At 60.3% G+C, this 25,894-nt stretch carries 25 protein-coding genes and 1 pseudogene; 19 read left to right on the forward strand and 7 right to left on the reverse strand.

Going from position 1 to position 25,894, the window contains the following annotated elements:
* The first annotated feature begins 1 nt into the window (after position 1).
* The 6 genes from ssuE to ACM6IO_RS08790 all read left to right on the forward strand — a co-directional run bounded on the left by ssuE (position 2) and on the right by ACM6IO_RS08790 (position 4,667).
* The gene (ssuE, locus tag ACM6IO_RS08765) at positions 2–595 is read left to right on the forward strand and encodes an NADPH-dependent FMN reductase (protein ID WP_008026012.1); all 594 of its coding nucleotides are present in this window, start codon (positions 2–4) and stop codon (positions 593–595) included.
* A gap of 89 nt (positions 596–684) precedes the next feature.
* Positions 685–1,650, forward strand: a complete 966-nt coding sequence (locus tag ACM6IO_RS08770) for a sulfonate ABC transporter substrate-binding protein (protein WP_008026015.1) — start codon at positions 685–687, stop codon at positions 1,648–1,650.
* A gap of 25 nt (positions 1,651–1,675) precedes the next feature.
* Complete coding sequence (gene ssuD, locus ACM6IO_RS08775; protein WP_008026018.1) at positions 1,676–2,824, forward strand: FMNH2-dependent alkanesulfonate monooxygenase; 1,149 nt, start codon at positions 1,676–1,678, stop codon at positions 2,822–2,824.
* An 8-nt stretch (positions 2,825–2,832) separates the two neighbouring features.
* A complete protein-coding gene (ssuC, locus tag ACM6IO_RS08780) occupies positions 2,833–3,615 on the forward strand; it encodes an aliphatic sulfonate ABC transporter permease SsuC (RefSeq protein WP_192227512.1) in 783 nt (260 codons plus the stop codon).
* A complete protein-coding gene (gene ssuB, locus ACM6IO_RS08785) occupies positions 3,612–4,418 on the forward strand; it encodes an aliphatic sulfonates ABC transporter ATP-binding protein (protein ID WP_008040746.1) in 807 nt (268 codons plus the stop codon). The genes ssuC and ssuB overlap by 4 nt, the downstream gene beginning before the upstream one ends.
* A 33-nt stretch (positions 4,419–4,451) precedes the next feature.
* The gene (locus ACM6IO_RS08790) at positions 4,452–4,667 is read left to right on the forward strand and encodes a TOBE domain-containing protein (RefSeq protein ID WP_003229256.1); all 216 of its coding nucleotides are present in this window, start codon (positions 4,452–4,454) and stop codon (positions 4,665–4,667) included.
* A gap of 176 nt (positions 4,668–4,843) precedes the next feature.
* On the opposite strand, the gene ACM6IO_RS08795 is transcribed toward ACM6IO_RS08790, so the two are convergent.
* Both ACM6IO_RS08795 and ACM6IO_RS08800 read right to left on the reverse strand, forming a co-directional pair.
* Positions 4,844–5,482 (reverse strand): TetR/AcrR family transcriptional regulator, encoded by a 639-nt coding sequence (locus ACM6IO_RS08795; RefSeq protein WP_008040751.1) that lies wholly within the window; start codon positions 5,480–5,482, stop codon positions 4,844–4,846.
* A 201-nt stretch (positions 5,483–5,683) separates the two neighbouring features.
* Positions 5,684–7,060 (reverse strand): glutamine synthetase family protein, encoded by a 1,377-nt coding sequence (locus ACM6IO_RS08800; protein WP_008026026.1) that lies wholly within the window; start codon positions 7,058–7,060, stop codon positions 5,684–5,686.
* A 278-nt stretch (positions 7,061–7,338) separates the two neighbouring features.
* Here ACM6IO_RS08800 and ACM6IO_RS08805 point away from each other — a divergent pair.
* The 8 genes and pseudogenes from ACM6IO_RS08805 to ACM6IO_RS08840 form a co-directional block, all read left to right on the forward strand.
* Positions 7,339–7,656, forward strand: a pseudogene (locus ACM6IO_RS08805) (gamma-glutamyl-gamma-aminobutyrate hydrolase family protein); the annotation flags it as partial.
* Positions 7,657–7,756: 100 nt separating this feature from the next.
* On the forward strand, positions 7,757–9,115 hold the full coding sequence (locus tag ACM6IO_RS08810) for a glutamine synthetase family protein (protein ID WP_008026030.1): 1,359 nt from the start codon (positions 7,757–7,759) through the stop codon (positions 9,113–9,115).
* A gap of 58 nt (positions 9,116–9,173) precedes the next feature.
* Positions 9,174–10,538 (forward strand): aspartate aminotransferase family protein, encoded by a 1,365-nt coding sequence (locus tag ACM6IO_RS08815; protein WP_008026032.1) that lies wholly within the window; start codon positions 9,174–9,176, stop codon positions 10,536–10,538.
* A 170-nt stretch (positions 10,539–10,708) separates the two neighbouring features.
* Positions 10,709–11,821 (forward strand): polyamine ABC transporter substrate-binding protein, encoded by a 1,113-nt coding sequence (locus ACM6IO_RS08820; protein WP_008026034.1) that lies wholly within the window; start codon positions 10,709–10,711, stop codon positions 11,819–11,821.
* Between the two features lie 244 nt (positions 11,822–12,065).
* Complete coding sequence (locus ACM6IO_RS08825; RefSeq protein ID WP_008026036.1) at positions 12,066–13,163, forward strand: polyamine ABC transporter substrate-binding protein; 1,098 nt, start codon at positions 12,066–12,068, stop codon at positions 13,161–13,163.
* A 71-nt stretch (positions 13,164–13,234) separates the two neighbouring features.
* Positions 13,235–14,377 (forward strand): ABC transporter ATP-binding protein, encoded by a 1,143-nt coding sequence (locus tag ACM6IO_RS08830; RefSeq protein ID WP_008026038.1) that lies wholly within the window; start codon positions 13,235–13,237, stop codon positions 14,375–14,377.
* Between the two features lie 35 nt (positions 14,378–14,412).
* Positions 14,413–15,294, forward strand: a complete 882-nt coding sequence (locus ACM6IO_RS08835; RefSeq protein WP_177318183.1) for an ABC transporter permease subunit — start codon at positions 14,413–14,415, stop codon at positions 15,292–15,294.
* The gene (locus ACM6IO_RS08840; RefSeq protein ID WP_008026042.1) at positions 15,291–16,184 is read left to right on the forward strand and encodes an ABC transporter permease subunit; all 894 of its coding nucleotides are present in this window, start codon (positions 15,291–15,293) and stop codon (positions 16,182–16,184) included. Before ACM6IO_RS08835 ends, ACM6IO_RS08840 begins: the two co-directional genes overlap by 4 nt.
* 124 nt (positions 16,185–16,308) lie before the next feature.
* On the opposite strand, the gene ACM6IO_RS08845 is transcribed toward ACM6IO_RS08840, so the two are convergent.
* Positions 16,309–16,950: an HD domain-containing protein gene (locus ACM6IO_RS08845; protein WP_192227514.1), complete on the reverse strand. Its 642-nt coding sequence runs from the start codon at positions 16,948–16,950 to the stop codon at positions 16,309–16,311.
* A gap of 304 nt (positions 16,951–17,254) precedes the next feature.
* Between ACM6IO_RS08845 and ACM6IO_RS08850 the strand changes: the two genes are divergently transcribed.
* Complete coding sequence (locus ACM6IO_RS08850) at positions 17,255–18,220, forward strand: GlxA family transcriptional regulator (protein ID WP_008040757.1); 966 nt, start codon at positions 17,255–17,257, stop codon at positions 18,218–18,220.
* A gap of 117 nt (positions 18,221–18,337) precedes the next feature.
* Here the strand turns inward: ACM6IO_RS08850 and ACM6IO_RS08855 are convergent, their stop codons facing one another.
* Positions 18,338–20,749 carry a penicillin acylase family protein gene (locus ACM6IO_RS08855; RefSeq protein ID WP_414911293.1) on the reverse strand — a complete coding sequence of 804 codons (2,412 nt, stop codon included), beginning with the start codon at positions 20,747–20,749 and terminating at the stop codon, positions 18,338–18,340.
* Positions 20,750–20,856: 107 nt separating this feature from the next.
* The gene (locus tag ACM6IO_RS08860; RefSeq protein WP_192227516.1) at positions 20,857–21,438 is read right to left on the reverse strand and encodes a DUF6436 domain-containing protein; all 582 of its coding nucleotides are present in this window, start codon (positions 21,436–21,438) and stop codon (positions 20,857–20,859) included.
* 97 nt (positions 21,439–21,535) lie between these two features.
* Between ACM6IO_RS08860 and ACM6IO_RS08865 the strand changes: the two genes are divergently transcribed.
* Complete coding sequence (locus ACM6IO_RS08865) at positions 21,536–22,483, forward strand: alpha/beta hydrolase (RefSeq protein WP_008026053.1); 948 nt, start codon at positions 21,536–21,538, stop codon at positions 22,481–22,483.
* Between the two features lie 119 nt (positions 22,484–22,602).
* On the opposite strand, the gene ACM6IO_RS08870 is transcribed toward ACM6IO_RS08865, so the two are convergent.
* The gene (locus tag ACM6IO_RS08870; RefSeq protein WP_192227517.1) at positions 22,603–23,355 is read right to left on the reverse strand and encodes a DUF2059 domain-containing protein; all 753 of its coding nucleotides are present in this window, start codon (positions 23,353–23,355) and stop codon (positions 22,603–22,605) included.
* Between the two features lie 108 nt (positions 23,356–23,463).
* Here ACM6IO_RS08870 and ACM6IO_RS08875 point away from each other — a divergent pair, with 108 nt between their 5' ends.
* Together ACM6IO_RS08875 and ACM6IO_RS08880 are read left to right on the forward strand one after the other, a co-directional pair.
* Positions 23,464–24,096: a 2OG-Fe(II) oxygenase gene (locus ACM6IO_RS08875; protein WP_414911294.1), complete on the forward strand. Its 633-nt coding sequence runs from the start codon at positions 23,464–23,466 to the stop codon at positions 24,094–24,096.
* Between the two features lie 2 nt (positions 24,097–24,098).
* The gene (locus ACM6IO_RS08880; RefSeq protein WP_414911295.1) at positions 24,099–24,578 is read left to right on the forward strand and encodes a DUF523 domain-containing protein; all 480 of its coding nucleotides are present in this window, start codon (positions 24,099–24,101) and stop codon (positions 24,576–24,578) included.
* Between the two features lie 132 nt (positions 24,579–24,710).
* Here ACM6IO_RS08880 and ACM6IO_RS08885 read toward each other — a convergent pair whose 3' ends face one another.
* Entirely contained in the window at positions 24,711–25,295 is a 585-nt protein-coding gene (locus ACM6IO_RS08885) for a transporter substrate-binding domain-containing protein (RefSeq protein ID WP_008040763.1), read from the reverse strand.
* 136 nt (positions 25,296–25,431) lie between these two features.
* On the opposite strand from ACM6IO_RS08885, the gene ACM6IO_RS08890 reads away from it, so the two are divergent.
* Entirely contained in the window at positions 25,432–25,857 is a 426-nt protein-coding gene (locus ACM6IO_RS08890) for a DUF4399 domain-containing protein (RefSeq protein WP_008026064.1), read from the forward strand.
* Positions 25,858–25,894: the final 37 nt, after the last annotated feature.

Genomic DNA, 25,894 nt, shown 5'->3' on the forward strand with positions numbered 1-25,894 from the left:
AATGCTGGTCGTCTCACTCGGTGGCAGTCCCAGCCAACGCTCCCGTTCCGGGGTGCTGCTGGAGCGCTCTCAACGCTGGTTGCAAGAGCAAGGTGTGGAAGTGGTGAGTTATCAGGTACGGGACTTCCCGGCCGAAGACTTGCTGCACGCACGGTTCGACAGCCCCAAGGTGATCGACCTGTTGCAACAGATTGAAAACGCCGATGGCCTGCTGATCGCCACCCCGGTGTACAAAGCGTCGTTTTCCGGCGCTCTGAAAACCGTGCTGGACCTGCTGCCCGAACGTGCCCTGGCGCACAAAGTGGTTTTGCCCATGGCCACCGGCGGCAGCATCGCTCACATGCTGGCGGTGGACTACGCACTCAAGCCAGTGCTGTCGGCATTGAAAGCCCAGGAAATGCTCCACGGGATTTTCGCCGTGGACAGCCAGATCGCTTACGGCGAAGGCAGCGCCCAGGCGCAACTGGCGCCGGAGCTGGAACAACGACTGAATGAATCGCTGGAGCTGTTCTTCAGCGCCATGGCCCGACGGCCCAAGCCGATCGATCCGAACCTGCTGAATGATCGTTTGTTGAGTGCTCGCTGGAGCATTTAAGCCTCACCCTGACTTGATGTACTCACCTTACTCAGCCGTCAACGGTTAAGCAGGTGCAGCCAAAACCCAACTGCAAAAAGGAGAGCGCTATGCGCACTGTCATTTTGCGTCGTGGTCTGGTCGCTCTGTTTGCTGCGGCTGTAACCTTCGGCGCCATTACTCAAGCACAAGCTGAAACCCTGCGGATCGGCTATCAAAAGTACGGCACCCTGGTGCTGCTCAAAGCCAAAGGCACCCTGGAAAAACGCCTCGCCGCCCAAGGCGTCGATGTGCAATGGACTGAATTCCCCGGCGGCCCGCAGCTGCTTGAAGGCCTGAACGTCGGCTCCATCGACTTCGGTGTCACCGGCGAAACGCCTCCGGTCTTCGCTCAAGCGGCGGGCGCCGATCTGCTCTACGTCGCCTACGAACCGCCTGCGCCGCACAGCGAAGCGATCCTGGTGCCGAAGGACTCGCCGATCAAATCGGTGAAGGACCTCAAGGGCAAGAAAGTCGTGCTCAACAAAGGCTCCAACGTTCACTACCTGTTGGTCCGCGCGCTCGAAGACGCTGGCCTCAAATACACCGACATCCAGACCGTCTTCCTGCCGCCGGCCGATGCCCGCGCCGCGTTCGAGCGTGGCAGTGTCGATGCCTGGGTCATCTGGGACCCGTACCAGGCCGCCGCCGAGAAGCAGCTGCAAGCGCACACCCTGCGCGATGGCAAGGGCATCGTCGACAACCATCAGTTCTACCTGGCGACCAAGCCTTACGCACAGAAAAATCCTGAGGTGATCAAGACCCTCGTGGAAGAAGTGCGCGCCGTCGGCGAATGGTCCAAGGCCAATCCTGAAGACGTGACCAAGCAGGTCTCGCCACTGCTCGGCTTGCCGGAAGACATCACCCTGACCTCGGTGAAACGCCAGGGCTACGGCGCGTTGTTCCTGACCCCGGAAGTGGTCGCTGCGCAACAGAAAATCGCCGACAGCTTCTACCAGCTCAAGCTGATTCCGAAGCCGCTCAGCATCAAAGACGTGATCTGGACGCCGCCGGCAGCCGTTGCCAAAGCGCAGTAATTCGATTCCCCAAGGAGACCACTCCATGAGCCTCAATATCTTCTGGTTCCTGCCTACCCACGGCGACGGCCATTACCTTGGCACCGCCGAAGGCGCTCGCGCCGTTGACCACGGTTACCTGCAACAAGTCGCGCAAGCGGCGGATCGCCTGGGCTTCGGCGGGGTGCTGATTCCCACTGGCCGCTCGTGCGAAGACTCGTGGCTGGTGGCCGCGTCGCTGATCCCGGTGACCCAGCGTTTGAAATTCCTTGTCGCCCTGCGCCCCGGGATCATTTCCCCGACGGTGGCTGCGCGTCAGGCCGCGACACTGGATCGTCTGTCCGGCGGTCGCGCGCTGTTCAACCTGGTGACCGGCGGTGATCCGGAAGAATTGGCCGGCGATGGTTTGTTCCTGACCCACGAAGAGCGCTATCAGGCTTCGGTGGAATTCACCCGCATCTGGCGTCGCGTGCTGGAAGGCGAAACCGTCGATTACGACGGTCAGCACATCAGCGTGAAAGGCGCCAAGTTGCTCTATCCGCCGATCCAGCAACCGCGTCCGCCGCTGTACTTCGGTGGCTCGTCGGAAGCCGCGCAAGACCTGGCCGCCGAGCAAGTGGAAATGGTCCTGACCTGGGGCGAACCGCCGGCCGCCGTGGCCGAGAAGATCGAACAGGTTCGCGCCAAAGCCGCGAAGCTTGGCCGCACGGTGCGCTTCGGTATTCGCTTGCACGTAATCGTCCGTGAAACCAATGCCGAAGCCTGGCAAGCGGCGGACCGACTGATCTCGCACCTGGACGACGACACCATTGCCCGTGCCCAGGCTTCCCTGGCGCGCTTCGATTCCGTGGGCCAGCAACGCATGGCGGCGCTGCATGGCGGCAGCCGCGACAACCTGGAAGTCAGCCCTAACCTGTGGGCCGGTGTCGGCCTGGTGCGTGGCGGTGCCGGTACTGCACTGGTCGGCGACGGTCCGACCGTGGCCGCCCGCGTGAAGGAATACGCGGACTTGGGCATCGATACCTTCATCTTCTCCGGTTATCCACACCTGGAAGAGTCGTACCGCGTCGCCGAGTTGCTGTTCCCGCACCTGGACATCGAGCGTCCGGAATTGCCGAAAAGCGCCGGTTACGTCAGCCCGTTCGGCGAGATGGTCGCCAACGACATTCTTCCCAAAGCTGCGTCCCAGAGCTGAGGCGCGCCATGAAGAGAATCATCCACAACTTGGCGCCCTGGGCGTTGCCGATTTTGCTGTTGGCGGTGTGGCAGTTGTCGGTGTCGGCGGGCTGGTTGTCGACACGGATTCTGCCGGCGCCGATCGCCGTGATCGAAGCCGGTGTGAGCTTGGTGCGCAGCGGTGAAATCTGGACGCACCTGGCCATCAGCGGCTGGCGTGCGGCGCTGGGCTTCACCATCGGTGGCGGCATCGGCCTGGCGCTGGGCTTCATTACCGGCCTGTCGAAATGGGGCGAGCGCCTGCTCGACAGTTCGGTGCAGATGATCCGCAACGTGCCACATCTGGCGCTGATTCCGCTGGTGATCCTGTGGTTCGGCATCGATGAGTCGGCGAAGATTTTCCTGGTGGCGTTGGGCACCTTGTTCCCGATCTACCTCAACACCTACCACGGCATTCGCAACGTCGACCCGGCGCTGGTGGAGATGGCGCGCAGCTACGGTTTGTCCGGTTTCAGTCTGTTCCGTCAGGTGATTCTGCCGGGTGCATTGCCTTCGATTCTGGTCGGCGTGCGTTTTGCGCTGGGCTTCATGTGGCTGACCTTGATCGTTGCTGAAACCATTTCCGCGAGCTCCGGCATTGGCTACCTGGCAATGAACGCCCGGGAGTTTTTGCAGACCGACGTGGTGGTGCTCGCGATCCTGATGTACGCGGTGCTCGGCAAACTGGCCGACCTCGCGGCTCGTGGACTTGAACGTGTGTGGCTGCGCTGGCATCCGGCTTATCAAGTTGCCAAAGGAGGTGCCGCATGACCGCTCAACAACCTCCACGCCTGCTGCGCGGGATTCCGCTGGTGGTGCGCAAGCTGCAAAAAACCTTCGGTTCGCGGCAGGTGCTGCGCGAGATCGATCTGCACATTCCGGCCGGCCAATTCGTCGCCGTGGTGGGGCGCAGTGGTTGCGGCAAAAGTACCTTGCTGCGGTTGCTCGCCGGCCTCGATAAGCCGACTGGCGGCGAGTTGCTCGCCGGTTCCGCACCGCTGAGTGACGCACGGGAAGATACCCGGTTGATGTTCCAGGAAGCACGTCTGCTGCCGTGGAAAAAGGTCATCGACAACGTCGGCCTCGGGCTCTCGGGCAACTGGCGGCCACAAGCGCTGGAAGCGTTGGAGTCGGTGGGTCTGGCGGACCGCGCCAATGAATGGCCGGCGGCCTTGTCCGGCGGGCAGAAGCAGCGTGTGGCCCTGGCCCGCGCGCTGATTCATCAACCGCGCCTGCTGTTGCTGGACGAACCGCTGGGCGCGCTGGATGCCCTGACCCGGATCGAAATGCAGCAACTGATCGAACGGCTCTGGCAGAAGCACGGTTTCACCGTGTTGCTGGTGACCCACGACGTCAGTGAAGCGGTGGCGATTGCCGATCGGGTGATCCTGATCGAAGAGGGCGAAGTCGGCCTCGACCTGCACGTGGAACTGCCGCGCCCTCGGGTTCGGGGTTCGCATCGGCTGGCGGCGCTGGAAACCGAAGTCCTCAATCGCGTCCTCGCGCTGCCCGGCCAGCCGCCGGAACCGGAACCTGTTTCACCCTTGCCTACGCAATTGCGCTGGGCTCAATAACTCAAGCCTCATTCAACGACAGGAATCAACATCATGACTATCAAAGCCATCAACGTTCGTAACCAGTTCAAAGGCTCGATCAAGGAAATCGTACTGGGTGACGTGCTGTCGGAAATCGACGTGCAAACCGCTTCCGGCATCGTCACGTCGGTGATCACCACCCGCTCGGTGAAAGAGCTGGAACTGGTGGTCGGCAGTGAAGTGATCGCGTTTGTGAAATCCACCGAGGTGTCGATCGCCAAGTTGTGATCGCGTGCACTGCACCCGACCCCGGAGGGCGTGAGCCCTTCGGGGTTTTTTATGCGCGAGATTCAGTGAGGTCGGCGGCGCGGCCTTCGCGAGCAAGCCCGCTCCCACAGGGGGAATGTATTCCAAAATGTGGGAGCGGGCTTGCTCGCGATGAGGCCGGTGCAGCTGAAAAATAATCAGGCAGGAATAGCGCGCTTCGGCAAATACGGCGGCAAATACAGCCCCAGATACGCATCAAACACCCGCATCCCTTCCTCGGCCATGCGCGGCGTGATCTGCCCATGCTGCTGCACCGACCGCGCATACACCCGATCACCCAGCTCCATGGCCAGCGCAAACACATCAACGTCAGTCGGCAATTTAGGCAGTTCGAAATGATGATCGAACAGCTTGTGCATCAGGTCGCCCAGCTCAATGTCGTGCTGACGGTCGGCCTGGGTGACTTCGGTCAGGCCATGCTGCGCGAGGATCAATTGGCGAGCGGCGGCGTCTTCGTCGTAGATGTCGAGCATGCGTTGTTCCACCAGCCGCGACAGGTCGCGCCAGCCGTTGAGCGCATCGTGGTCGATGGGCGCTTGCAGGCAGGCGCGAAAAGCCGCGTGGACGTCGGCGGTCAGCGCTTCGAGCAGGGCCGGGACGCTGGCGAAAAAGTGGTAGACCGAGGAGGGCGGGATTTCCGCGCGTTCGGCAACGCTGTAGATCGACAGACTGGCCACGCCCTCGGCGGCCAGCAGCGTGCGGGCGGCATCGAGTATCGAATCGATCCGGGCCTGGCTGCGGGCGCGGGGTTTGCGTGGGGTGGCGAGTCGGGTCATTGAAGTCTCCTGCGGGGCAGCGGGCATTGTACGAGCAGGGTTTGATGTTGTCTTGTCGGCCGCCTTCGCGGGCAAGCCTCGCTCCTACAGAGGAAACGTAGATCCCTGTAGGAGCGAGGCTTGCCCGCGAACCGCCGCAGGCGGCCATAAAAAAACGCCGCAAGCTTTGTCAGCCTGCGGCGTTCCTTTTACTGCAACCGCTTAAACGGTATGCAGATACCAGTTGTACTCAAGGTCGGAGATGGAGTGTTCAAACTCCTCCAGCTCACTTTCCTTGCAGGCCACGAAGATATCGATGTATTTCGGATCGATGTACTTGGCCATGACTTCGCTGTCGTCCAGCTCGCGCAATGCGTCGCGCAGGTTGTTCGGCAGGCTTTGCTCGTTCTGCTCGTAGGAGTTGCCTTCCACGGGTGCGCCCGGCTCGATCTTGTTGGTCAGGCCGTGGTGCACGCCCGCCAGGACCGAAGCCATCAGCAGGTACGGGTTGGCGTCGGCGCCGGCTACACGGTGTTCGATGCGCACGGCATCGGCGGCGCCGGTGGGTACGCGAATCGCTACGGTGCGGTTGTCCAGGCCCCAGCACGGCGAGTTCGGCACATAGAACTGCGCGCCGAAACGACGGTAGGAGTTGACGTTCGGGCAGAGGAAAGCCATCTGCGCCGGTAGGGTCTCGAGCACACCGCCGATCGCGTGACGCAGTGCGGCGTTCTGCTCGGGATCCTCGCTGGCAAAAATGTTTTTGCCGTCTTTATCAAGAATCGAAATGTGGACGTGCAGACCGTTGCCCGCCTGGCCCGGGTAAGGCTTGGCCATGAAGGTGGTGTCCATCTCATGGTCGTAGGCGATGTTCTTGATCAGGCGCTTGAGCAGGACCGCGTAGTCGCAAGCCTTGATCGGGTCGGCCACGTGGTGCAGGTTCACTTCGAACTGCGCCGGGGCACTTTCCTTGACGATGGCGTCGGCCGGGATGCCTTGCTCTTTTGCACCTTCCAGAATGTCCTGGAGGCAGTCGACGTATTCGTCGAGGTCGTCGATCAGGTAGACCTGTGTCGAGTGCGGGCGTTTACCGGAAACCGGCGAGCGAGGTGGTTGCGGACGGCCGTTCACGTTCTCCTGGTCGATCAGGTAGAACTCCAGCTCGAACGCGGCGCAGATGGTCAGGCCCATTTCGTCGAACTTGCGCACCACGTTGGCCAACACTTCGCGCGGGTCGGCGAAGAATGGCTCGCCTTCGAGTTCGTGCATGGTCATCAACAGTTGCGCGGTAGGGCGCTTCTGCCAGGGCTCATTGCACAGGGTGTCGGGGATTGGATAGCAGATTCGGTCAGCATCGCCGATGTCCAGGCCCAGGCCGGTGCTTTCCACCGTCGAGCCGTTGATATCCAGAGCAAATAGAGAGGCCGGCAGGTTGATGCCTTTCTCGTAAACCTTGTGGAGGCTGGTGCGTTCAATGCGCTTGCCGCGCACCACACCATTCATATCCGCAATCAGAAGGTCAACGTACAGAACCTCAGGATGTTCCTTAAGGAACGCGTTCGCTTCGTTAAGCTGAACGGCACGCGGGGGTACCGACATGATGCAACACCTTTGTTGTTAAAAATATCAATCATTGATCTCTTCGGATTCCAGTCAACCCGAACGGCATGCCGAAGTCAAGCGAGGCCTTTTTTGCCCTAAAAAAGCGCCCATGAGGCTTTTTTGAGGCACTTTGGGGCGTTTTTATGCCTTTGAATGCTTTGCCGTCCGCGGGCTTGAGCGGGCCGTGTTGTATTTTTTACGGGGGTGTTGTGTAAAAAAATGAACAAGGCTAAGCTCGATTCAAACCCATAACAGCAATAATACCGGGGTGCTTCATGTCTCGCCTGCCGTTAATCGGCGTCGCCGTCTGCTCTACGCAGATCGGTCTGCATGCTTATCACATCAGTGGCGATCGTTACGCTCACGCCAGGGCCCGTGTTGCCAAAGGCGTGCCGTCGACTCTTCCTTCCCCGGCAAACTGGCTGGTTCCGTCCGATATTCTGGACGGTCTGCGCGACATTCTCTTTACGGGTTGTCCTTCCAATATAGAACCGTTTTACCTGGCTGGCCCGACCAACGTGTCGGTCATCGCTCATGATTCTGCACGCCTTGCATTGTTCCCGTTCACCCATGCCGTCGTCGAGGCAGGTATTTGTGCGCGGCAATTGCAGTGGCAATCTGTACCAAGCGACGCCCGTGCGTCAAACAACGCCTGACTTATAAGAGTCAGGAAACTCAGCCTAAGAGGCATTTATGAGTAACAACCTCGACCAGCTCACCGATTGGTTGAAAGACCACAAGATCACAGAAGTCGAATGCATGATCGCCGACTTGACCGGGATCACCCGGGGCAAGATTTCGCCGACCAACAAGTTCATTGCTGAAAAAGGCATGCGCCTGCCCGAGAGCGTTCTGTTGCAGACCGTGACCGGCGACTATGTCGAAGACGACATCTATTACGAACTGCTCGACCCGGCCGACATCGACATGATCTGCCGTCCCGACTCGAATGCAGTGTTCCTGGTGCCATGGGCCATCGAGCCGACCGCCCAGGTGATCCACGACACTTATGACAAGCAAGGCAACCCGATCGAGCTGTCGCCGCGCAACGTGCTAAAAAAGGTTCTGAAGCTCTATTCCGACAAGGGCTGGCAGCCAATCGTGGCGCCGGAGATGGAGTTTTACCTGACCAAGCGTAGCGATGACCCCGACTACCCGCTGCAACCGCCAATCGGTCGCTCGGGGCGCCCGGAAATCGGCCGTCAGTCGTTCTCGATTGAAGCGGCCAACGAATTCGATCCGCTGTTCGAAGACGTCTACGACTGGTGCGAACTGCAGGAGCTGGACCTCGACACGCTGATCCACGAGGACGGCACGGCGCAGATGGAAATCAACTTCCGTCACGGCGATGCCCTGTCCCTGGCCGACCAGATCCTGGTGTTCAAACGCACCATGCGCGAAGCCGCGCTCAAGCACGACGTGGCCGCCACTTTCATGGCCAAGCCGATGACCGGCGAGCCGGGCAGCGCGATGCACCTGCACCAGAGCATCATCGACATCGAGACCGGCAAAAACGTCTTCTCCAATGAAGACGGGACCATGAGCCAGTTGTTCCTGCATCACATCGGTGGCTTGCAGAAACTGATCCCCGAGCTGTTGCCGCTGTTTGCCCCGAACGTCAACTCGTTCCGCCGCTTCCTGCCGGATACGTCGGCGCCGGTGAACGTGGAGTGGGGCGAAGAGAACCGCACCGTGGGCCTGCGGGTGCCGGATGCCGGGCCGCAAAACCGTCGGGTGGAAAACCGCCTGCCGGGGGCTGATGCCAACCCGTACCTGGCGATTGCCGCGAGCCTGCTCTGCGGTTACATCGGCATGGTCGAAGGCTTGAACCCAAGTGCGCCGGTGGTGGGGCGCGGCTATGAACGCCGCAACCTGCGCCTGCCACTGACCATCGAGGACGCGCTGGATCGCATGGAAAACAGCGCGACCATCGAGAAATACCTGGGCAAGAAATTCATCACTGGCTACGTCGCGGTCAAGCGGGCCGAGCATGAAAACTTCAAGCGCGTGATCAGCTCCTGGGAGCGGGAATTCCTGCTCTTCGCCGTCTGATGCGCCGGGCGCCGCTGCTTTTGGCGGCGCCTTTCACCGAAATCTTAGGAGAGTTCGCATGACCAGCAACAACCCGCAAACCCGTGAATGGCAAACCCTGAGCAACGATCACCACCTGGCCCCGTTCAGCGACTTCAAGCAGCTGAAAGAGAAAGGCCCGCGGATCATCACCAACGCCAAGGGCGTTTACCTCTGGGACAGCGAAGGCAACAAGATCCTCGACGGCATGGCCGGCCTGTGGTGCGTAGCGATCGGCTACGGTCGCGATGAACTGGCTGATGCCGCCAGCAAGCAAATGCGCGAGTTGCCTTACTACAACCTGTTCTTCCAGACCGCTCACCCGCCGGTGCTCGAGCTGGCCAAGGCCATTGCCGACATCGCGCCAGAAGGCATGAACCATGTGTTCTTCACCGGTTCCGGCTCCGAAGGCAACGACACCATGCTGCGTATGGTCCGCCACTATTGGGCGATCAAGGGCCAGCCGAAGAAGAAAGTCATCATCAGCCGCAAGAACGGTTATCACGGTTCCACCGTGGCCGGCGCGAGCCTGGGTGGCATGACGTACATGCACGAACAAGGCGACTTGCCGATCCCGGGCATCGTCCACATCGCCCAGCCTTACTGGTTCAGTGAAGGCGGCGACATGACGCCGGAAGAGTTCGGTGTGTGGGCAGCCAATCAGCTGGAAGAGAAGATTCTGGAAATCGGCGTGGATAACGTCGGTGCCTTTATTGCCGAGCCGATCCAGGGTGCCGGTGGCGTGATCATTCCGCCAGACACCTACTGGCCGCGCATCAAGGAAATCCTCGCCAAGTACGACATCCTGTTCGTGGCGGACGAAGTGATCTGTGGTTTCGGCCGCACCGGTGAGTGGTTCGGTACCGATTTCTACGGCCTCAAACCCGACATGATGACCATCGCCAAAGGCCTGACGTCCGGCTACATCCCGATGGGTGGCCTGATCGTGCGTGACGAAGTGGTGGCGGTGCTCAACGAGGGCGGCGATTTCAACCACGGTTTCACCTATTCCGGGCACCCGGTGGCGGCGGCGGTGGCGCTGGAAAACATCCGCATCCTGCGCGAAGAAAAAATTATCGAGCGCGTTCATGCAGAAACGGCACCTTACTTGCAGAAACGTTTGCGGGAACTGAGCGATCACCCGTTGGTGGGGGAAGTGCGCGGGGTGGGGCTGTTGGGGGCCATCGAACTGGTTCAGGACAAGGCCACGCGCAAGCGTTACGAAGGCAAGGGCGTCGGCATGATCTGCCGCACGTTCTGCTTCGACAACGGCCTGATCATGCGTGCCGTCGGCGACACCATGATCATTGCTCCACCACTGGTGATCACCAAGGCTGAAATCGATGAGCTGGTGACCAAGGCACGCAAGTGCCTGGACCTGACCCTGAGTGCGTTGCAGGGCTAAGTGCTAGGCTCTGAGCGGGAGACATGAAACTTTCGCTCAGGGCAGTCGCAAACGGCGGCCTTTCCTTGAAAGACCGCCACCGATCTTGCCAGACTAGCCGCGGTTCCAGTTGCCCGGGTTTGGCCGCTGAACAAAGTGGTTCAAAAAAGAAAAAATTTGGAGCATTACGCATGAAGGCATTAGGAAAAAAGCTTGCTGGCAAGACACTCCTCGCCATGTCCCTGATGGGCATTATGGCGGGTGCGGTTCAGGCGGACGACAAGGTGTTGCACGTCTATAACTGGTCCGATTACATCGCTCCGGACACCATCAAGAAGTTCGAAACCGAGTCCGGCATCAAAGTCGTTTACGACGTATTCGACAGTAACGAAACCCTGGAAGCCAAGTTGCTGGCAGGCAAGTCCGGTTACGACATCGTCGTACCGTCGAACAACTTCCTGGCCAAGCAGATCAAGGCCGGCGTTTACCAGAAGCTGGACAAGTCCAAGCTGCCTAACTGGAAGAACCTGAACACTGACCTGCTCAAAGCGGTATCGGTGAGCGACCCGGGCAACGAACATGCCTTCCCTTACATGTGGGGTTCGATCGGTATCGGCTTCAACGCCGAGAAGGTCAAGGCTGCACTGGGCGCCGATGCACCGACCAATTCCTGGGACCTGTTGTTCAAACCTGAAAACATCGCGAAGTTGAAATCGTGTGGCGTCAGTTTCCTCGATTCGCCAACCGAGATGATTCCGGTGGCGTTGCACTACCTGGGCTATCCAACCGACAGCCAGGACAAAAAACAACTGGCCGAAGCCGAAGCGCTGTTCCTGAAGATTCGTCCTTCGGTTGGCTACTTCCACTCGTCCAAGTACATCTCCGACCTGGCCAACGGCAACATCTGCGTAGCCGTGGGTTACTCGGGTGACATCTACCAGGCCAAAGCGCGCGCCGCCGAAGCCGGTGACAAGGTGAAAGTCAGCTACAACATTCCAAAAGAAGGTGCCGGCAGCTTCTACGACATGGTCGCTATCCCTAAAGATGCCGAAAACGTCGAAGGCGCCTACAAGTTCATGACCTTCCTGCAAAAGCCGGAAATCATGGCTGAAATCACCAACGCGGTACGTTTCCCGAACGGTAACGCGGCGGCCACTCCTCTGGTCGAAAAAGAAATCACCGAAGATCCGGGTGTCTACCCGCCTGCCGATGTGCTGGCCAAGCTGTACGCGATTGCCGATTTGCCGGCCGCGACCCAGCGGATCCTGACTCGCAGCTGGACCAAGATCAAATCCGGTAAGTAAGTAGCAAAACCCCTGTAGGAGCGAGCCTGCTCGCGATGAACCTGAGAGCACCGCTGGGTGTCAGGCACCCAGCGTCATCGTTGACGACCATCGCGAGCAGGCTCGCTCCTACAGGTATCCGTATAAAAGTTTTGCTGGAACGGTTTTTCGAGGGTAAGTTGCGCGCCGGTTTTGTTGCTGGGCAGCTACGACTGTCATGTAACGCGGGGCAACTTGGGCCCAACTAATTTTAGAGGACCTCCACTTGCCTATTTTTTCTTTGTTGCGCAATGCATTGCTGGCCGGTGCCGGACTGACGATGGCTGTCAGTGTCCAGGCTGCCGGCACGGTGCATATTTATAACTGGTCGGACTACATCGGCGAGACCACCCTGGCCGACTTCCAGAAAGAGACCGGTATCAAACCGGTGTATGACGTCTTTGACTCCAACGAAACCCTGGAGGGCAAGTTGCTCGCCGGGCGTACCGGTTATGACGTGGTCGTGCCGTCGAACCACTTCCTCGGCAAGCAGATCAAGGCCGGTGCTTTCCAGAAACTCGACAAGTCGAAGTTGCCGAACTACTCGAACCTCGACCCCGTATTGCTCAAGCGTCTGGAACAAAACGATCCGGGCAACTTGTACGCCGTCCCTTACCTGTGGGGCACCAACGGCATCGGTTACAACGTCGACAAGATCAAGGCTGTGCTGGGCGTCGACAAGATCGATTCCTGGAGTGCGGTGTTCGAGCCGGAGAACATCAAGAAGCTGCAGAGTTGCGGCGTGGCGTTCCTCGACTCCGCCGATGAAATGATGCCGACGGTCCTCAACTACATGGGCCTGAACGCCAACAGCACCAACCCCGAAGATTACAAAAAGGCTGAAGCCAAGTTGCTGGCGGTGCGGCCTTACGTGACCTACTTCCACTCCTCCAAATACATCGCGGATCTGGCCAACGGCGATATCTGCATCGCGATCGGTTTTTCCGGCGACATGTTCCAGGCCCGCAACCGTGCGGCTGAAGCGAAGAAAGGCGTGAACATCGCCTACACCATTCCCAAAGAGGGCGGTGCGCTGTGGTTCGACATGCTCGCGATTCCGAAGGATTCGGGCAACGTCAAAGAGGCCCACGCCTTCATCAACTATTTGTTGAAACCCGAGGTGATCGCACAGGTCAGTGATTCTGTTGGCTATGCGAACCCCAACCCTGGCTCGGACAAATTGATGGAGCAGTCCATCCGCACCGACGAGTCGGTTTATCCACCGCAAGCAGTCCTCGACAAGACCTACGTGTCGGTCGAGTTACCACCAAACATTCAACGTTTGATGACCCGCAGCTGGACCAAGGTCAAGTCGGGCAAATAGCTTCAGGGCTCAAACTATCCAGGTTGGCTCACCTTGAGCGAACTGCACTCTTTTTTTTGGGAGTTTCGTAAATGGCAGTTGCCTCCGGCGCCTATAAGAAAGCCCTCGAGGGCGACCAGTCACCTAAACAGGTGCTGGTCAAAATCGACCGGGTCACGAAGAAGTTCGACGAGACGATTGCCGTGGACGATGTGTCCCTGGAAATCAAGAAAGGCGAGATTTTCGCCCTGCTCGGCGGTTCGGGATCGGGCAAGTCCACGTTGCTGCGCATGCTCGCAGGCTTCGAACGGCCCACGGAGGGGCGCATTTTCCTCGATGGCGTAGACATCACCGACATGCCGCCCTACGAGCGGCCGATCAACATGATGTTCCAGTCGTACGCCCTGTTCCCGCACATGACCGTGGCGCAGAACATCGCCTTCGGCCTCAAGCAGGACAAACTGCCTGCGGCTGAAATCGATGCCCGCGTGGCCGACATGCTCAAGCTGGTTCAGATGACCCAGTACGCCAAGCGCAAACCGCATCAGTTGTCCGGTGGTCAGCGTCAGCGGGTGGCCCTGGCGCGTTCGCTGGCCAAGCGACCGAAGCTGTTGCTGCTCGACGAACCGATGGGGGCGCTGGATAAAAAACTGCGTTCGCAAATGCAGCTTGAGCTGGTCGAGATCATCGAGCGCGTCGGCGTAACCTGCGTCATGGTGACCCACGACCAGGAAGAGGCCATGACCATGGCCGAGCGCATCGCGATCATGCACCTGGGCTGGATCGCCCAGATCGGCAGCCCGATCGACATCTACGAAACCCCGACCAGCCGCCTGGTCTGCGAGTTCATCGGCAACGTCAACATCTTCGACGGTGAAGTGATCGACGACGCCGAAGGCCATGCGACCATCACCTGCAAAGACCTGGATCGCCAGATCTACGTGGGCCACGGCATCAGCACCTCGGTGCAGGACAAATCCGTGACCTACGCGATCCGTCCGGAAAAACTGCTGGTGACGCCGGACATGCCGACCTGCGAATACAACTGGTCCAGCGGCAAGGTGCACGACATCGCCTACCTCGGTGGCCACTCGGTGTTCTACGTCGAGCTGCCGAGCGGCAAGATCGTCCAGTCCTTCGTCGCCAACGCCGAACGCCGTGGTCAGCGCCCAACCTGGGGTGACCAGGTTTACGTGTGGTGGGAAGACGACAGCGGCGTGGTACTTCGCTCATGAACATGCGCAAATTCAAACGCCGCCTCAATCGAATAATTCCCGGTGGCCGTCAGCTGGTCATCGGGGTTCCGTTCCTCTGGCTGTTCATGTTCTTCATGCTGCCGTTCTTCATCGTCCTGAAGATCAGCTTCGCTGAAGCCGACGTGGCCATTCCGCCGTACACCGAAATCTATAACTTCGTAGACCAGAAGCTGCAGGTGCTGCTCAACCTCGGCAACTACGCGATGCTCGGCGACGATGAGTTGTACATCGCCGCTTACCTCGGTTCGTTGAAGATGGCGCTGATCAGCACCATCCTCTGCCTGCTGATCGGTTACCCGATGGCCTACGCCATTGCCAGTGCCCGCAAAGAGCTGCAAACGGTGCTGGTGCTGCTGATCATGATGCCGACCTGGACCGCGATCCTGATCCGCGTTTACGCGTGGATGGGCATTCTCAGCAACAACGGTCTGCTCAACGGTTTCCTGATGAGCATGGGCTGGATCGACGAACCGCTGCAGATCCTCAACACCAACCTGGCGGTGTACATCGGCGTGGTTTATTCGTACCTGCCGTTCATGATCCTGCCGCTCTACGCCAACCTGGTGAAGCACGACAACAGCCTGCTGGAAGCGGCGTCCGACCTCGGTTCGAGTACGTTCAACAGCTTCTGGAAGATCACCATTCCGCTGTCCAAGAACGGTATCGTCGCCGGTTGCATGCTGGTGTTCATTCCAGTGGTGGGCGAGTTCGTGATCCCGGAACTGCTGGGCGGTCCGGAAACCCTGATGATCGGTAAAGTGCTCTGGCAAGAGTTCTTCAACAACCGTGACTGGCCGGTGGCGTCTGCCCTGGCGGTGGTGATGCTGTTGATCCTGATTGTGCCGATCATCCTGTTCAACCGCAGTCAGGCCAAGGAAATGGAGGGTAAAGAATGAAGCGCTTCCGTTTCTCGAGTTTCATGCTGATCGCGGGTTTGCTGTTTATCTACGCGCCGATGCTGATCCTGGTGATCTACTCGTTCAACGCCTCGAAACTGGTGACAGTGTGGGGCGGCTGGTCGATCAAGTGGTACGTCGGCCTGATGGACAACACCCAACTGATGGGCTCGGTGGTGCGTTCGCTGGAAATCGCCTGCTACACGGCGATTGCCGCTGTGGCGCTGGGCACGTTGGCCGCCTTCGTCCTGACCCGCATTACCCGCTTCAAGGGCCGCACGCTGTTCGGTGGCCTGGTCACCGCGCCGCTGGTGATGCCCGAAGTGATCACCGGTCTGTCGCTGTTGCTGCTGTTCGTGGCCATGGCGCAGATGATCGGTTGGCCGCAAGAGCGTGGCATCGTCACCATCTGGATCGCCCACACCACGTTCTGTGCGGCGTATGTGGCGGTGGTGGTGTCGGCGCGCTTGCGTGAGCTGGACCTGTCCATCGAAGAGGCCGCCATGGATCTCGGGGCGAAGCCGTGGAAGGTGTTCTTCCTGATCACCATCCCGATGATCGCGCCATCCCTGGGTGCGGGCGGCATGATGTCGTTCGCGCTGTCGCTGGATGACCTGGTGTTGGCCAGCTTCGTGTCGGGGCCGGGGTCGACGACCTTGCCGATGGAAGTGTTCTCGGCGGTGCGTCTGGGCGTGAAGCCTGAGATCAACGCCGTGGCCAGCCTGATTCTGCTGGCGGTGTCGTTGATGACCTTCCTGGTCTGGTTCTTCAGCCGCCGTGCCGAAGAAAGCCGCAAGCGTGCGATTCAGCAGGCCATCGAAGAAAGCGCTGCCGATTCGTGGAAGCAACCGGACGTGCGTCGCGCGCAGCAGGCGCCGGAAGCGGCTTAAAGCGTTGGCCACAATTACGTGGCCAACCCAAACCCACTGTAGGAGCCGGCTTGCTGGCGATGGTGTGTCAGTCGACATCAATGTTGCTGACCCTCCATCGCCAGCAAGCCGGCTCCTACAGGTTTTATGCAATCCAGGGAGACTTGCGGATGATCTCGACGAAGTTCATCGGCTTGAACCCTGGCTCGCTGTCCACCAGCACATCCGCGTTCACCGTACCGAACGTGGTGTCCGGCTTGTGCTTGAAGCCGTTGGCGAACGCACACAGGATGCACTCCTTGAACCCCTCGCCCCGTGGATGCGCGTGCACCACCGCCTCACGCTGCGCCGTGGGAAATGCCGCGTAGTCGATCCCCAGCACATCCATTTCAACGCCCGCCGTCACCAATGCCACGTTGGGGCGCAGGTGATGCACTACGTTCGGCGTGGTGTGCAGGGCAATCGACAACCACACCTGCTCAATGTCGTCATCGCTCAGGCCATAAGGCTTGAGAAATGCTTTGGCGGCGTTGGCGCTATCGACTTCGAAGCGTTCATCGTCGCTGCGATGACCTTCCACCAGACCCAAGTCATGGAACATCGCGCCGACGTACAACAGCTCCGGGTTGTAGGCCAGTTGCTTGCGTTCACCGCTCAAAGCGCCGAACAGAAACACCCGGCGCGAGTGGTGATAAAGCAGGTCGGATTCGACGTCGCGAATGTATTCCGTGGTGGCCCGGGCCAATGCACTGTCGGGGATTTTGATGCCGGCGATGGTGCTGCTCATGGTGCTGTCCTCGTGGGGTACGCCGTGGCGGCGCTGATGGAACAAGTCTGTTCCCGGCCCCAAAACCGGACAATCGATCCATGGCTGCGATCCTTGCCAATGAGCATGCATATCGCGCCAACCTCGCTTGTTGGGCGCGGATTGGCTACGGTTGAGGTCCTGCGCATGGATTTACGTCATGCGCACACCTTGTAGGAGCCGGCTTGCTGGCGATGGTATGTCAGCAACATTGATGTCGACTGACCCTCCATCGCCAGCAAGCCGGCTCCTACAAAGTCTGCGTGCATTGAGGGTGTTCCTTGTTATGAGTAAAACCGTTGCCATCGTGGTGTTCGCCGGCGTTCAGTCCCTGGACGTCACCGGCCCCATGGATGTGTTTTCCGAGGCCAATCGTTTCCTCGCGCCGCAGGATCACTATCAACTGGAGGTGATTGGCGTCGAGCGCGGTGTGATGCCGTGCTCCAACGGTTTATCCCTTAATGCCCATCGGCATTTCAGCGAGGCGCTGGGGGCGTACGACTTGTTGCTGGTGGCCGGTGGGCCGCAGTTGCCGTTCATGGATTTCGGCGCGGCCTTCGATGCCTGGCTGCGCGATGCCAGCGCGCTGGCGCAACGGTTCGGCTCGATCTGCAACGGTGCATTCATGCTCGCCCGGGCAGGCTTGCTCGAAGGGCGGACGGTGACGACTCATTGGGGCGATGCCGCTGCACTTGCAGCGTTGTGCCCTTCGACGCAGGTCGAGGCTGATCGCTTGTACGTGCAGGACGGCGAGCTCTATACCTCGGCCGGGGTCACGGCGGGGATCGATCTGTCGTTGTACTTGTTGGCCCGGGATCATGGGCCGGAAGTGGCGCTCAGCGTGGCCAAGCGACTGGTGGTGTTCACGCAGCGCTCGGGCGGGCAATCGCAGTTCAGTCCATTCCTCACGCCCCACGCCGAGCCGACGTCGGCGGTGGCGATGGTTCAGCATTATGTGCTGGCCAACCTGACCGGCGATCTGACCATTGCTGACCTGGCCAACGCCGCCAACATGAGCGCCCGCAACTTTTCCAGGGTGTTTGCCAAAGAGGCGAAGGTCACCCCGGCGGAATTCGTCGAACGGGCGAGGGTGGATGCGGCGCGGGTGATGCTCGAAAGCACCGTCGCGCCGTTGAAGACGGTGGCGTATCAGTGCGGGTTTCGCGATGCCCAGCATATGCGCAGCGTGTTCAATCGCCGGTTGGGTGTGACGCCGCAGCAGTTCAGGTTGAATTTTGCGGCGATGGTTTGAGCTGACATTTGTGTGGTCAGTCAGGGCCTCTTCGCGGGCAAGCCTCGCTCCTACAAGTGACCTATTCCTGTAGGAGCGAGGCTTGCCCGCGAAGGCGTCAGCCCGGCCAACAAAAATCTAAGGCACAGCCCGCGCCGGCAACAGCTTCAACGTACTCCGCGTATTCGCCGTCACCTCTTCATCATTGAGATGCGCCTGGAAGTACACCCCTTCGACATACGCCTCAGCCTGATCATCAAAATGCCGGTCAAACGGCACGCCACTCTGGCCCACCGGGTTGACGGTCAGGCTGTGCGCCGGGTCGGCGAAGTCGATCAGGCGACGGGTCGACGGCCCATAAGTCACCGGCCACGGCGCCGGGCCGATCTTGGCCGAAAGGTTGTTCGGCACCTCGTGAGTGCCCGGTGCCGCGAACGGCCCGACATTGAAAATCCGGTCCAGCGGCTTCTGTTGCCCCAGCGGATGACCATGGGTCAGCGTGTGCGCCTTGCCCCACTGCCATTGCGTGAAATCCGCACCCAGCGTGCTCTTGAGGTGCGCGAGGCTCGCTTGCCACGCCACCTTGACCGTGTCGGCGCGGGTTTCCTTGCCGAGGGTGTTGCGGTTGTCCCACCACGGCGAGTCGGCGTTCGCGGCCAGGCGCGGCAGCGCAGCGTCGATCACCCGGGTCGAGAGCAGCGTCTCGAAGAAGTCGTTGCCCAGCTCATCGTGCATCGTCGCGTCAGCGAGGTTGAACAGAAACTGGTTGAACAGCGTGGCACTGGTGGAATCCAGCGGGTAGTCGCCTGTCCACTGGGCCAGTTGTTCCACCAATTTCAGTTCGGCGGGATCGCTCACCACCTCGCGCAGCACTGGTAACAACGGCGCGAGCAAACGCGGGCCGTAGGCGGTGGTGGTGCCCAGTTGCAGCTTCTGGCTGGCATCCAGATCCCACTTCACGGACTTGTCACCGAGCTGGCGATTGAGCTGCTGCCCGCGATCGGCGAGGTTGTAGTAACCGGGAATCTCCATGCCGGTCGGCGAAACGGGCTGGAAGTTGGCCGAGACAATGTAGCCCCGCGCCGGGTTCTCTTCCTGCGGGTTGGCGCTGAACGGGTAGAAGCCGTCCTTGTCCGCTTCGGCGCTGCTGCCGTCGAGGATGAACCACGGCCGCACACCCGCCGGACGCTTCGGCAGTTGCGCCGCTGCCCACCAGCCGATGTCGCCCTTGGCGTTGGCCCAGACGATGTTCAGGCCCGGCGCCTGGACCTTGGCGGCGGCACTGCGCGCCTTGGCCAGGGTGTCGGCACGGTTGAGCTGGTAGAAACCTTCGAGGATCGGGTTCTGGCTTTCGAGAAAACCCCACCACATGGCGATGGGCGTTTTGCCGACGCTGTTGCCCAGCGCATCGTTGACGATCGGCCCGTGTGGCGACTGGCGCAGCAGCAACTTCACCGGCGGCTGCCCCTTGACCGCGATTTGCTGTTCGCTGGTGACCATGTCCACCCACTTGCCGCGATACCAGACCTGGTTGGCGTTGTCCGGGTTGACCTTCTCGGCGATCAGATCGAGGTCGTCGTTCTGGAACATGGTGATGCTCCAGCCGAAGTCGCGGTTCATCCCCAGCGAGGCGAACGGCATCAACGCCTGATAATGACCGTAGAGCTCGAAGCCCGGCGCCGAGAGCTGCGCTTCGTACCACACCGACGGCGCGGAGAAGCGGATATGCGGATCACCCGCCAGCAGCGGCTTGCCGCTTTTGGTCCGATTGCCCGCGACGACCCAGGCGTTGCTGCCCTCGAACTGCGGCAAACCGTTGTCGGCCAGCGCCTGCTCGCTCAGGCGGGCGAGGGCGTTGAGGCCTTTCCAGTCGGCGCTGGCGAGAGGCGGCGGGGTGCTGCTGTGGTTGTTCGCCAGCACGCCTTTGGACTGCCAGTCGAGATCGAAGACGTTCAGGTACTCGGCGCCCAGTTGATCACGCACATAGGTCAGCAAGGGTTCGGTGCGAAACGCCGCGGCAAAACTGTAGGCCATGTAACCGGCGATGCTGATGGTGTCCTGCGCGGTGAACGGGCGTTTTGGAATGCCCAGTACATCGAACTCCGCAGGTTTTGCATGGCTGTCCTGATACTGGTTGATGCCGTCCAGATAGGCTTGCATGGCGATGAAGGCCGGCGACTGCTGATCCATGTTCGCCAGGTAGGTTTCGGCACGTTCGCGAATGCGCAGGCTGCGCATCAGCTTGTCGGTGTCGAGCAGTTTCGGGCCCAGCACTTCGGCCAGTTCACCACGGGCGAGGCGGCGCAGGACTTCCATCTGAAACAGCCGGTCCTGGGCGTGCACATAGCCGAGGGCGCGGTACAGGTCGGTTTCGTTTTCGGCGCGGATGTGCGGGATGCCGCGTTCGTCGTAACGGACGGTGACGGAGCCTTGCAAGTGTTGCAGCTCGACCATGCCCTGGCGCGTCGGTTGCTTGCTGTAGATGTACCCGCCGGCACCTGCGGCGAGCGCGACTATCAGCAGTGCGAGAACGGTCAGGCTACGTTTCATGGTGACTCCTTGTTGTTATTAGTGGCAGCAGTTCCCTGGCGCCACTGTTTAACACGGCTTGCCGAATCGGCCCATCGCCCTTAGGAGGGATTCGCGTCTGCGCGGTCTTACTGCTTTGTGTCGGCGGGCCACGGGCAGTAACACCCGACGGCCAGCGTGTGCGTGGCATTGACGGTGCGGCCCGCGTTTAACGCTTGTAGGATCGGCTCAATGAAGCTGTTGCTCGAATTACAGGTCAGGCCTTCGCTGTAAGGGCCGAAGTAGGCCAGTTTGCCGCTGCGGTCCCAGATCGCCACGGCCGGGCTGGCCGGGATCTGTTCGGAACCAGGGAGGACGGTGATGGTTTTCAGGCTGCTCAGCGTGCTCGGCAACTGGCCGTGGCTGCCGGGTTTTTGTACCGCATAAAACTCGACGCCTTGCGGCACATACTGCTCGACCAGTTCGCTCAGGTGTTGTTGATTGCCGACGTTGCACGGGCAGGCCGGGTCCCAGAAGTGCACCAAGCGAATGGCGCCGGGGCCGGCGAGGTTGTCGGGCAGGTGCAACGGGTCACCGGAAAACACCGCCGTGTGTTCGCTGAACGCCCGCAGGTAGCGTCCTTGAAACCAGTCGTACGCCGCCCATAAAACACCGGCGCACACGAGGGCGAGCAGGCAGGCAAGCAGTGGGGTGCGGTAGGGCGAACGCATGAGTGTCGATCCTCGAAGGTCGCCCAGCTTGCCATGCTTGCCGCGACAGATGAATATCGCAGGCTTATAAAGTCCGCTTCGTGCTCTGGAATCGCCCATGTCCGCCACTTTCGCCCCCGATCATTTGCGTGCCAGCCTGCGGCCCCTGGCCGAGTGGCAGCCGCTGTCCGAAGAGGCGCAGGCATACCAGCGGTTCTACGGGCTGGATTTTCCGGGGCGTCAGTTGCGCAGGGGCCTTGGGCGTTTTGAAGTGGACGCTTATGACGTGGTCGGCCAGGTGTGGTGGCCGGAGCGGGCGAAGGCGACGCTGTTTGTGTTCCACGGTTTCTATGATCACACCGGGCTCTACCGGCATGTGATCGAGTGGGCGCTGAATCAGGATTTCGCGGTGATTGCCTGCGACTTGCCGGGGCATGGCCTGTCCAGCGGCGAGCGTGCGAGCATCAACGATTTCGCCGAGTATCAGGACACGCTGCAAGGGCTGTTCGCCGAGGCGAAATCCCTCGATCTGCCGCAGCCGTGGCACCTGTGCGGTCAAAGCACCGGTGGCGCCATCGTGATCGACCATGTGCTCAACGAAGGGGCGGGCAGCCCGGCCCAGGGCCAGGTGATCCTGTTGTCGCCGCTGGTGAGGCCGCGCGCCTGGGGCTGGTCGCAGCTCAGTTATTACCTGCTCAAGCCGTTCGTCAAAGCCATCGCCCGACGCTTCAGCGAGAACTCCAACGACCCGGATTTCCTGCCGTTCCTGCAAGCCGACCCGCTGCAACCGCTGCGCTTGCCGACGGCCTGGGTTGGGGCGCTGGCGCGCTGGATCAAACGCATCGAAGCTGCGCCGGACAGCACTCGACGGCCGCTGATCGTGCAGGGGCAGGCGGACATGACGGTGGATTGGCAGCACAATCTTGAGGTGTTGAAAGCCAAGTTCGATCGGCCTCAGGTGTTGATGCTGCCTGAGGCGCGGCATCATTTGGCGAATGAGACGGTGGCGTTGCGCGGGGAGTATTTCGGGTTTTTGACGAAGCGGATCAAGGGCCGGAATTTGTAGTGCCTGTCAGGGCCTCTTCGCGAGCAAGCCCGCTCCCACAGTTGACCGAGTTGTTTGGGAAAACACGGTCAACTGTGGGAGCGGGCTTGCTCGCGAAGAGGCCCTTGCAGGCGCCGAGATTACTGACTGAGGTTCGAAGGGGTTTGCCCCACCGCCAACCCTGCCCGAATCGCCGCCAACGCCGCCTGGTAATACGCCTTGCCTTCCGCCGACTCGGCAAACGTGGCGAACTCTTCCAGCTCGTCATCCGACAGATCGCGATAGACATACAACAGCGTGTTGTTGAGGTCGCTGCCGATCTGGTCCATCAAGCGCTGACGCTGACCGTTCAACAGCCCCTGCGCCTGACCGCCACCGAGCAGGCCGGGGATCATCGAACTCAGGCTGTCGGCCGCGACGCCGGCAATCGCCAGGCTGACTTCCGCACCGGCCTCCCGCGCGGGCAAGGCCTGGGCGAGGTGACCGATGATCAGCGTGCGGCTGTCGCTGGCCTGAATCTTCGGCAGGCCTTTGGCGTTCTTCGCCAGTTGATCGCGACGGGTCGCCAGCAACTCGGCGGCGACGATCTTCTTGCCCAGCGGCGACTGGAAAAAAGCCAGTGCAGGTTTAGGATCGGCCAGGGTTTTGCGCAATTGCGCTTCGGCGCGCTGGTCCACGGCCTGCGGGGCAAAGCGCTGATTGCTGTTGTTCACCAGCGCCTGAAACACGGCGGGCGGCAGGCTGTTCTGGTAACGCTGCTGAGCGGCTGAAAGGGCATCACTGAAATGCGCGCGTTGTTCTGGCCAGCCGGCGACCTTGTACAACTGGTCGTGGCCGTCTGCCCAAGCGGGCAAAACGCAGAACATCATCAGTGAGAAAAGCAAACGGCGCATAGGGACTCCTGTCAGCAGGCGACTATTCTCCGTGTGGCATAGGGACTTGTCGAGAATTCGTATCAAGCCGCCGCGCGGCTCTGTCGGATTTTCCGGCACAGGAATACTATGCGCGCCATGCGAATACCCTCTGATCACCCGCTGCTGTTACGTATCGTCGACGACCTGGCCGAGCGCGGCTGGTCGCAGCAGAACATTTTCCTGCCTTTGGGTCTGACCCAAGAACTGGCGGCTGAGTGCCGTAAACGTGCCGCCGAGGGTGAATTGGCCCCGGCCGCCGTGGGCCGCGGGCCGACATCGGAGATTCGCGAGGGAATTCGCGGCGACCGAATCCAGTGGATCGAGCCGGGTCAGGCGCTGGCTTGCGACAGTTACCTGCAATTGATGGACAGCCTGCGCGAGGCATTGAATCGCGGGTTGTATCTGGGCCTCGAAGACTTTGAAAGCCATTTCGCGATGTACCCGCCCGGCGCTTTCTACCTCAAGCATGTCGACCGCTTCCGCGACGATGATCGGCGCATGGTCTCGGCGGTGGTCTACCTCAACGACGCCTGGCTGCCGGAGCACGGCGGTCAGTTGCGCATGTACCTCAAGGAAGGCGTCGAATACGATGTGGTGCCCACCGGCGGATGCCTGGTGGTGTTCCTGTCGGGCGAAGTGCCCCACGAAGTCCTGCCCGCGACCCGCGATCGCCTGTCGTTGACCGGCTGGTTCCGGCGTCGTGGCAACGAGCTGTTCTGATCATGCAGAAAATTCTGGTAAGTCGCTGTCTGCTCGGCCACCGCGTGCGTTACGACAGCGGTGCCAGCGGGCCGTTCGATCAGCTTCAACAGTGGGTCGACGAAGGTCGCGTCGTGCCGTTGTGTCCGGAAGTTGCCGGTGGCTTGCCGACGCCACGGGCGGCGGCGGAGATTCCGGGCGGGCAGGGCAGTGAAGTGCTGGAGGGGCAGGCGGCGGTGATGACCACCGAGGGCGAGGATGTCAGCGCGCAGTTTCTGAGCGGTGCCTACCAGGCGCTGGAGCTGGTACAGAAACACAACATCCGCATCGCTGTGCTCAAGGCCAACAGCCCATCCTGCGGCAACCTGTTGACCTATGACGGCACGTTCAGCGGCGTGAAAGTCAGCGGCGAAGGCGTGACGGCGGCGTTGCTCAAGCGCCATGGCGTGCAGGTCTTCAGCGAGCTGGAACTGGCTGAAGCCGCCGCCGCGCTGCAAATCTGATTCCGTACACGCATCCTGTAGGAGCCGGCTTGCTGGCGATAGCGGTGTATCAGTCAGCACATTTGTCGAATGTTAAACCGCTATCGCCAGCAAGCCGGCTCCTACAAGGGATTGCGGTGATTGTCCGTGGCCTTAGGGTTTCGGTATCTCGGCGGCATCCGCCCCAAACCATTTTTTCTCCAGTGCCTCCAGTCGCCCATCTGCCTTTATCCGCTGCAACGCGTTCTCCAGGCTGGCATGAAACGCCGGGTTCCCTTTCTGAAACGGAATGGCCAGGTTCTCGGCCGGGGCGGCTTTCGGCTTTTCTTGCGTCAGCGACTGCACCAACAGGATTGAACGCGGCTCTTCTTTCTGCGCGATCAGATGCGCATCGGTGTGAATGTAAGGTTCGCTGAAGTCGAAACGATCCTTGAGCGCCGGAGTCTCTGTTATGTGATTGATGGCGATGTCGTACTTGCCGCTTTCAACGCCGGTCAACAGATCGCTGGAGTCGGTGACGACGAAATCGGCCCTTACATCCAGTTCATTGGCCAGCAGTTGGCCCAGTTCGACTTCGAAGCCCGAGAGTTGGCCATCGTCCTTGAAATTGAAAGGTGGTGTATTAGCCTCAAGGGCAATTCGCAATTCACCGCGGTCGTTTACATCGTCAATCAGTTCGGCATGAGCCAAAGGGCTCAAAAGGGGTAGCAGGCAGATCAGGCCAGGCAAAAAGCGCATGGTCACTCCTTTGAATACATTTATCGCGATGCGCTGGTTCAGGCTCGCTTTGCTATGGTTGTCGAGTGCCTTCGACAACGAATGGCCATGAAGTTGTCATGGTCACATGGATTTTACGAAAAAACTGGAGAAGAGAATGAAAACCTTTATGTCACGTGCTGCGCTGGCTGGCCTGCTGATGGGTGTTTCGGTGCTGGCCAGTGCGGCTACGCCGGCACCCAAGGGTGCTGAAGTGTCCATCGTTTCTCCTGAAGACGGTGCGACGGTCCCGCAGACTGTCGTCGTCAAATTCGCTGTCGAGAACATTGCGCTGGCCCCGGCGGGTGATCCCACCAAGAACACCGGTCATCACCACTTGTTGATCGATGTCGATGAGTTGCCAGCCGCCGGTGCGCCGATCCCCAAAGATGCCAACCACCAGCATTTCGGCAACGCGCAGACTCAGGCTGAAGTAACGCTGACGCCCGGCAAGCACACCTTGCAACTCGAGCTTGGCGATAGCAACCACATGCCGTTCGATCCGCCGATCCTCTCCGAGAAAATCACCGTCAACGTTAAGTAACGTTAGTCGCGCCCAAGAAAAAGGAGACCCGAAGGTC

It is taken from the genome of Pseudomonas sp. IT-P44 (assembly GCF_949768225.1).
GTDB lineage: Bacteria > Pseudomonadota > Gammaproteobacteria > Pseudomonadales > Pseudomonadaceae > Aquipseudomonas > Aquipseudomonas migulae.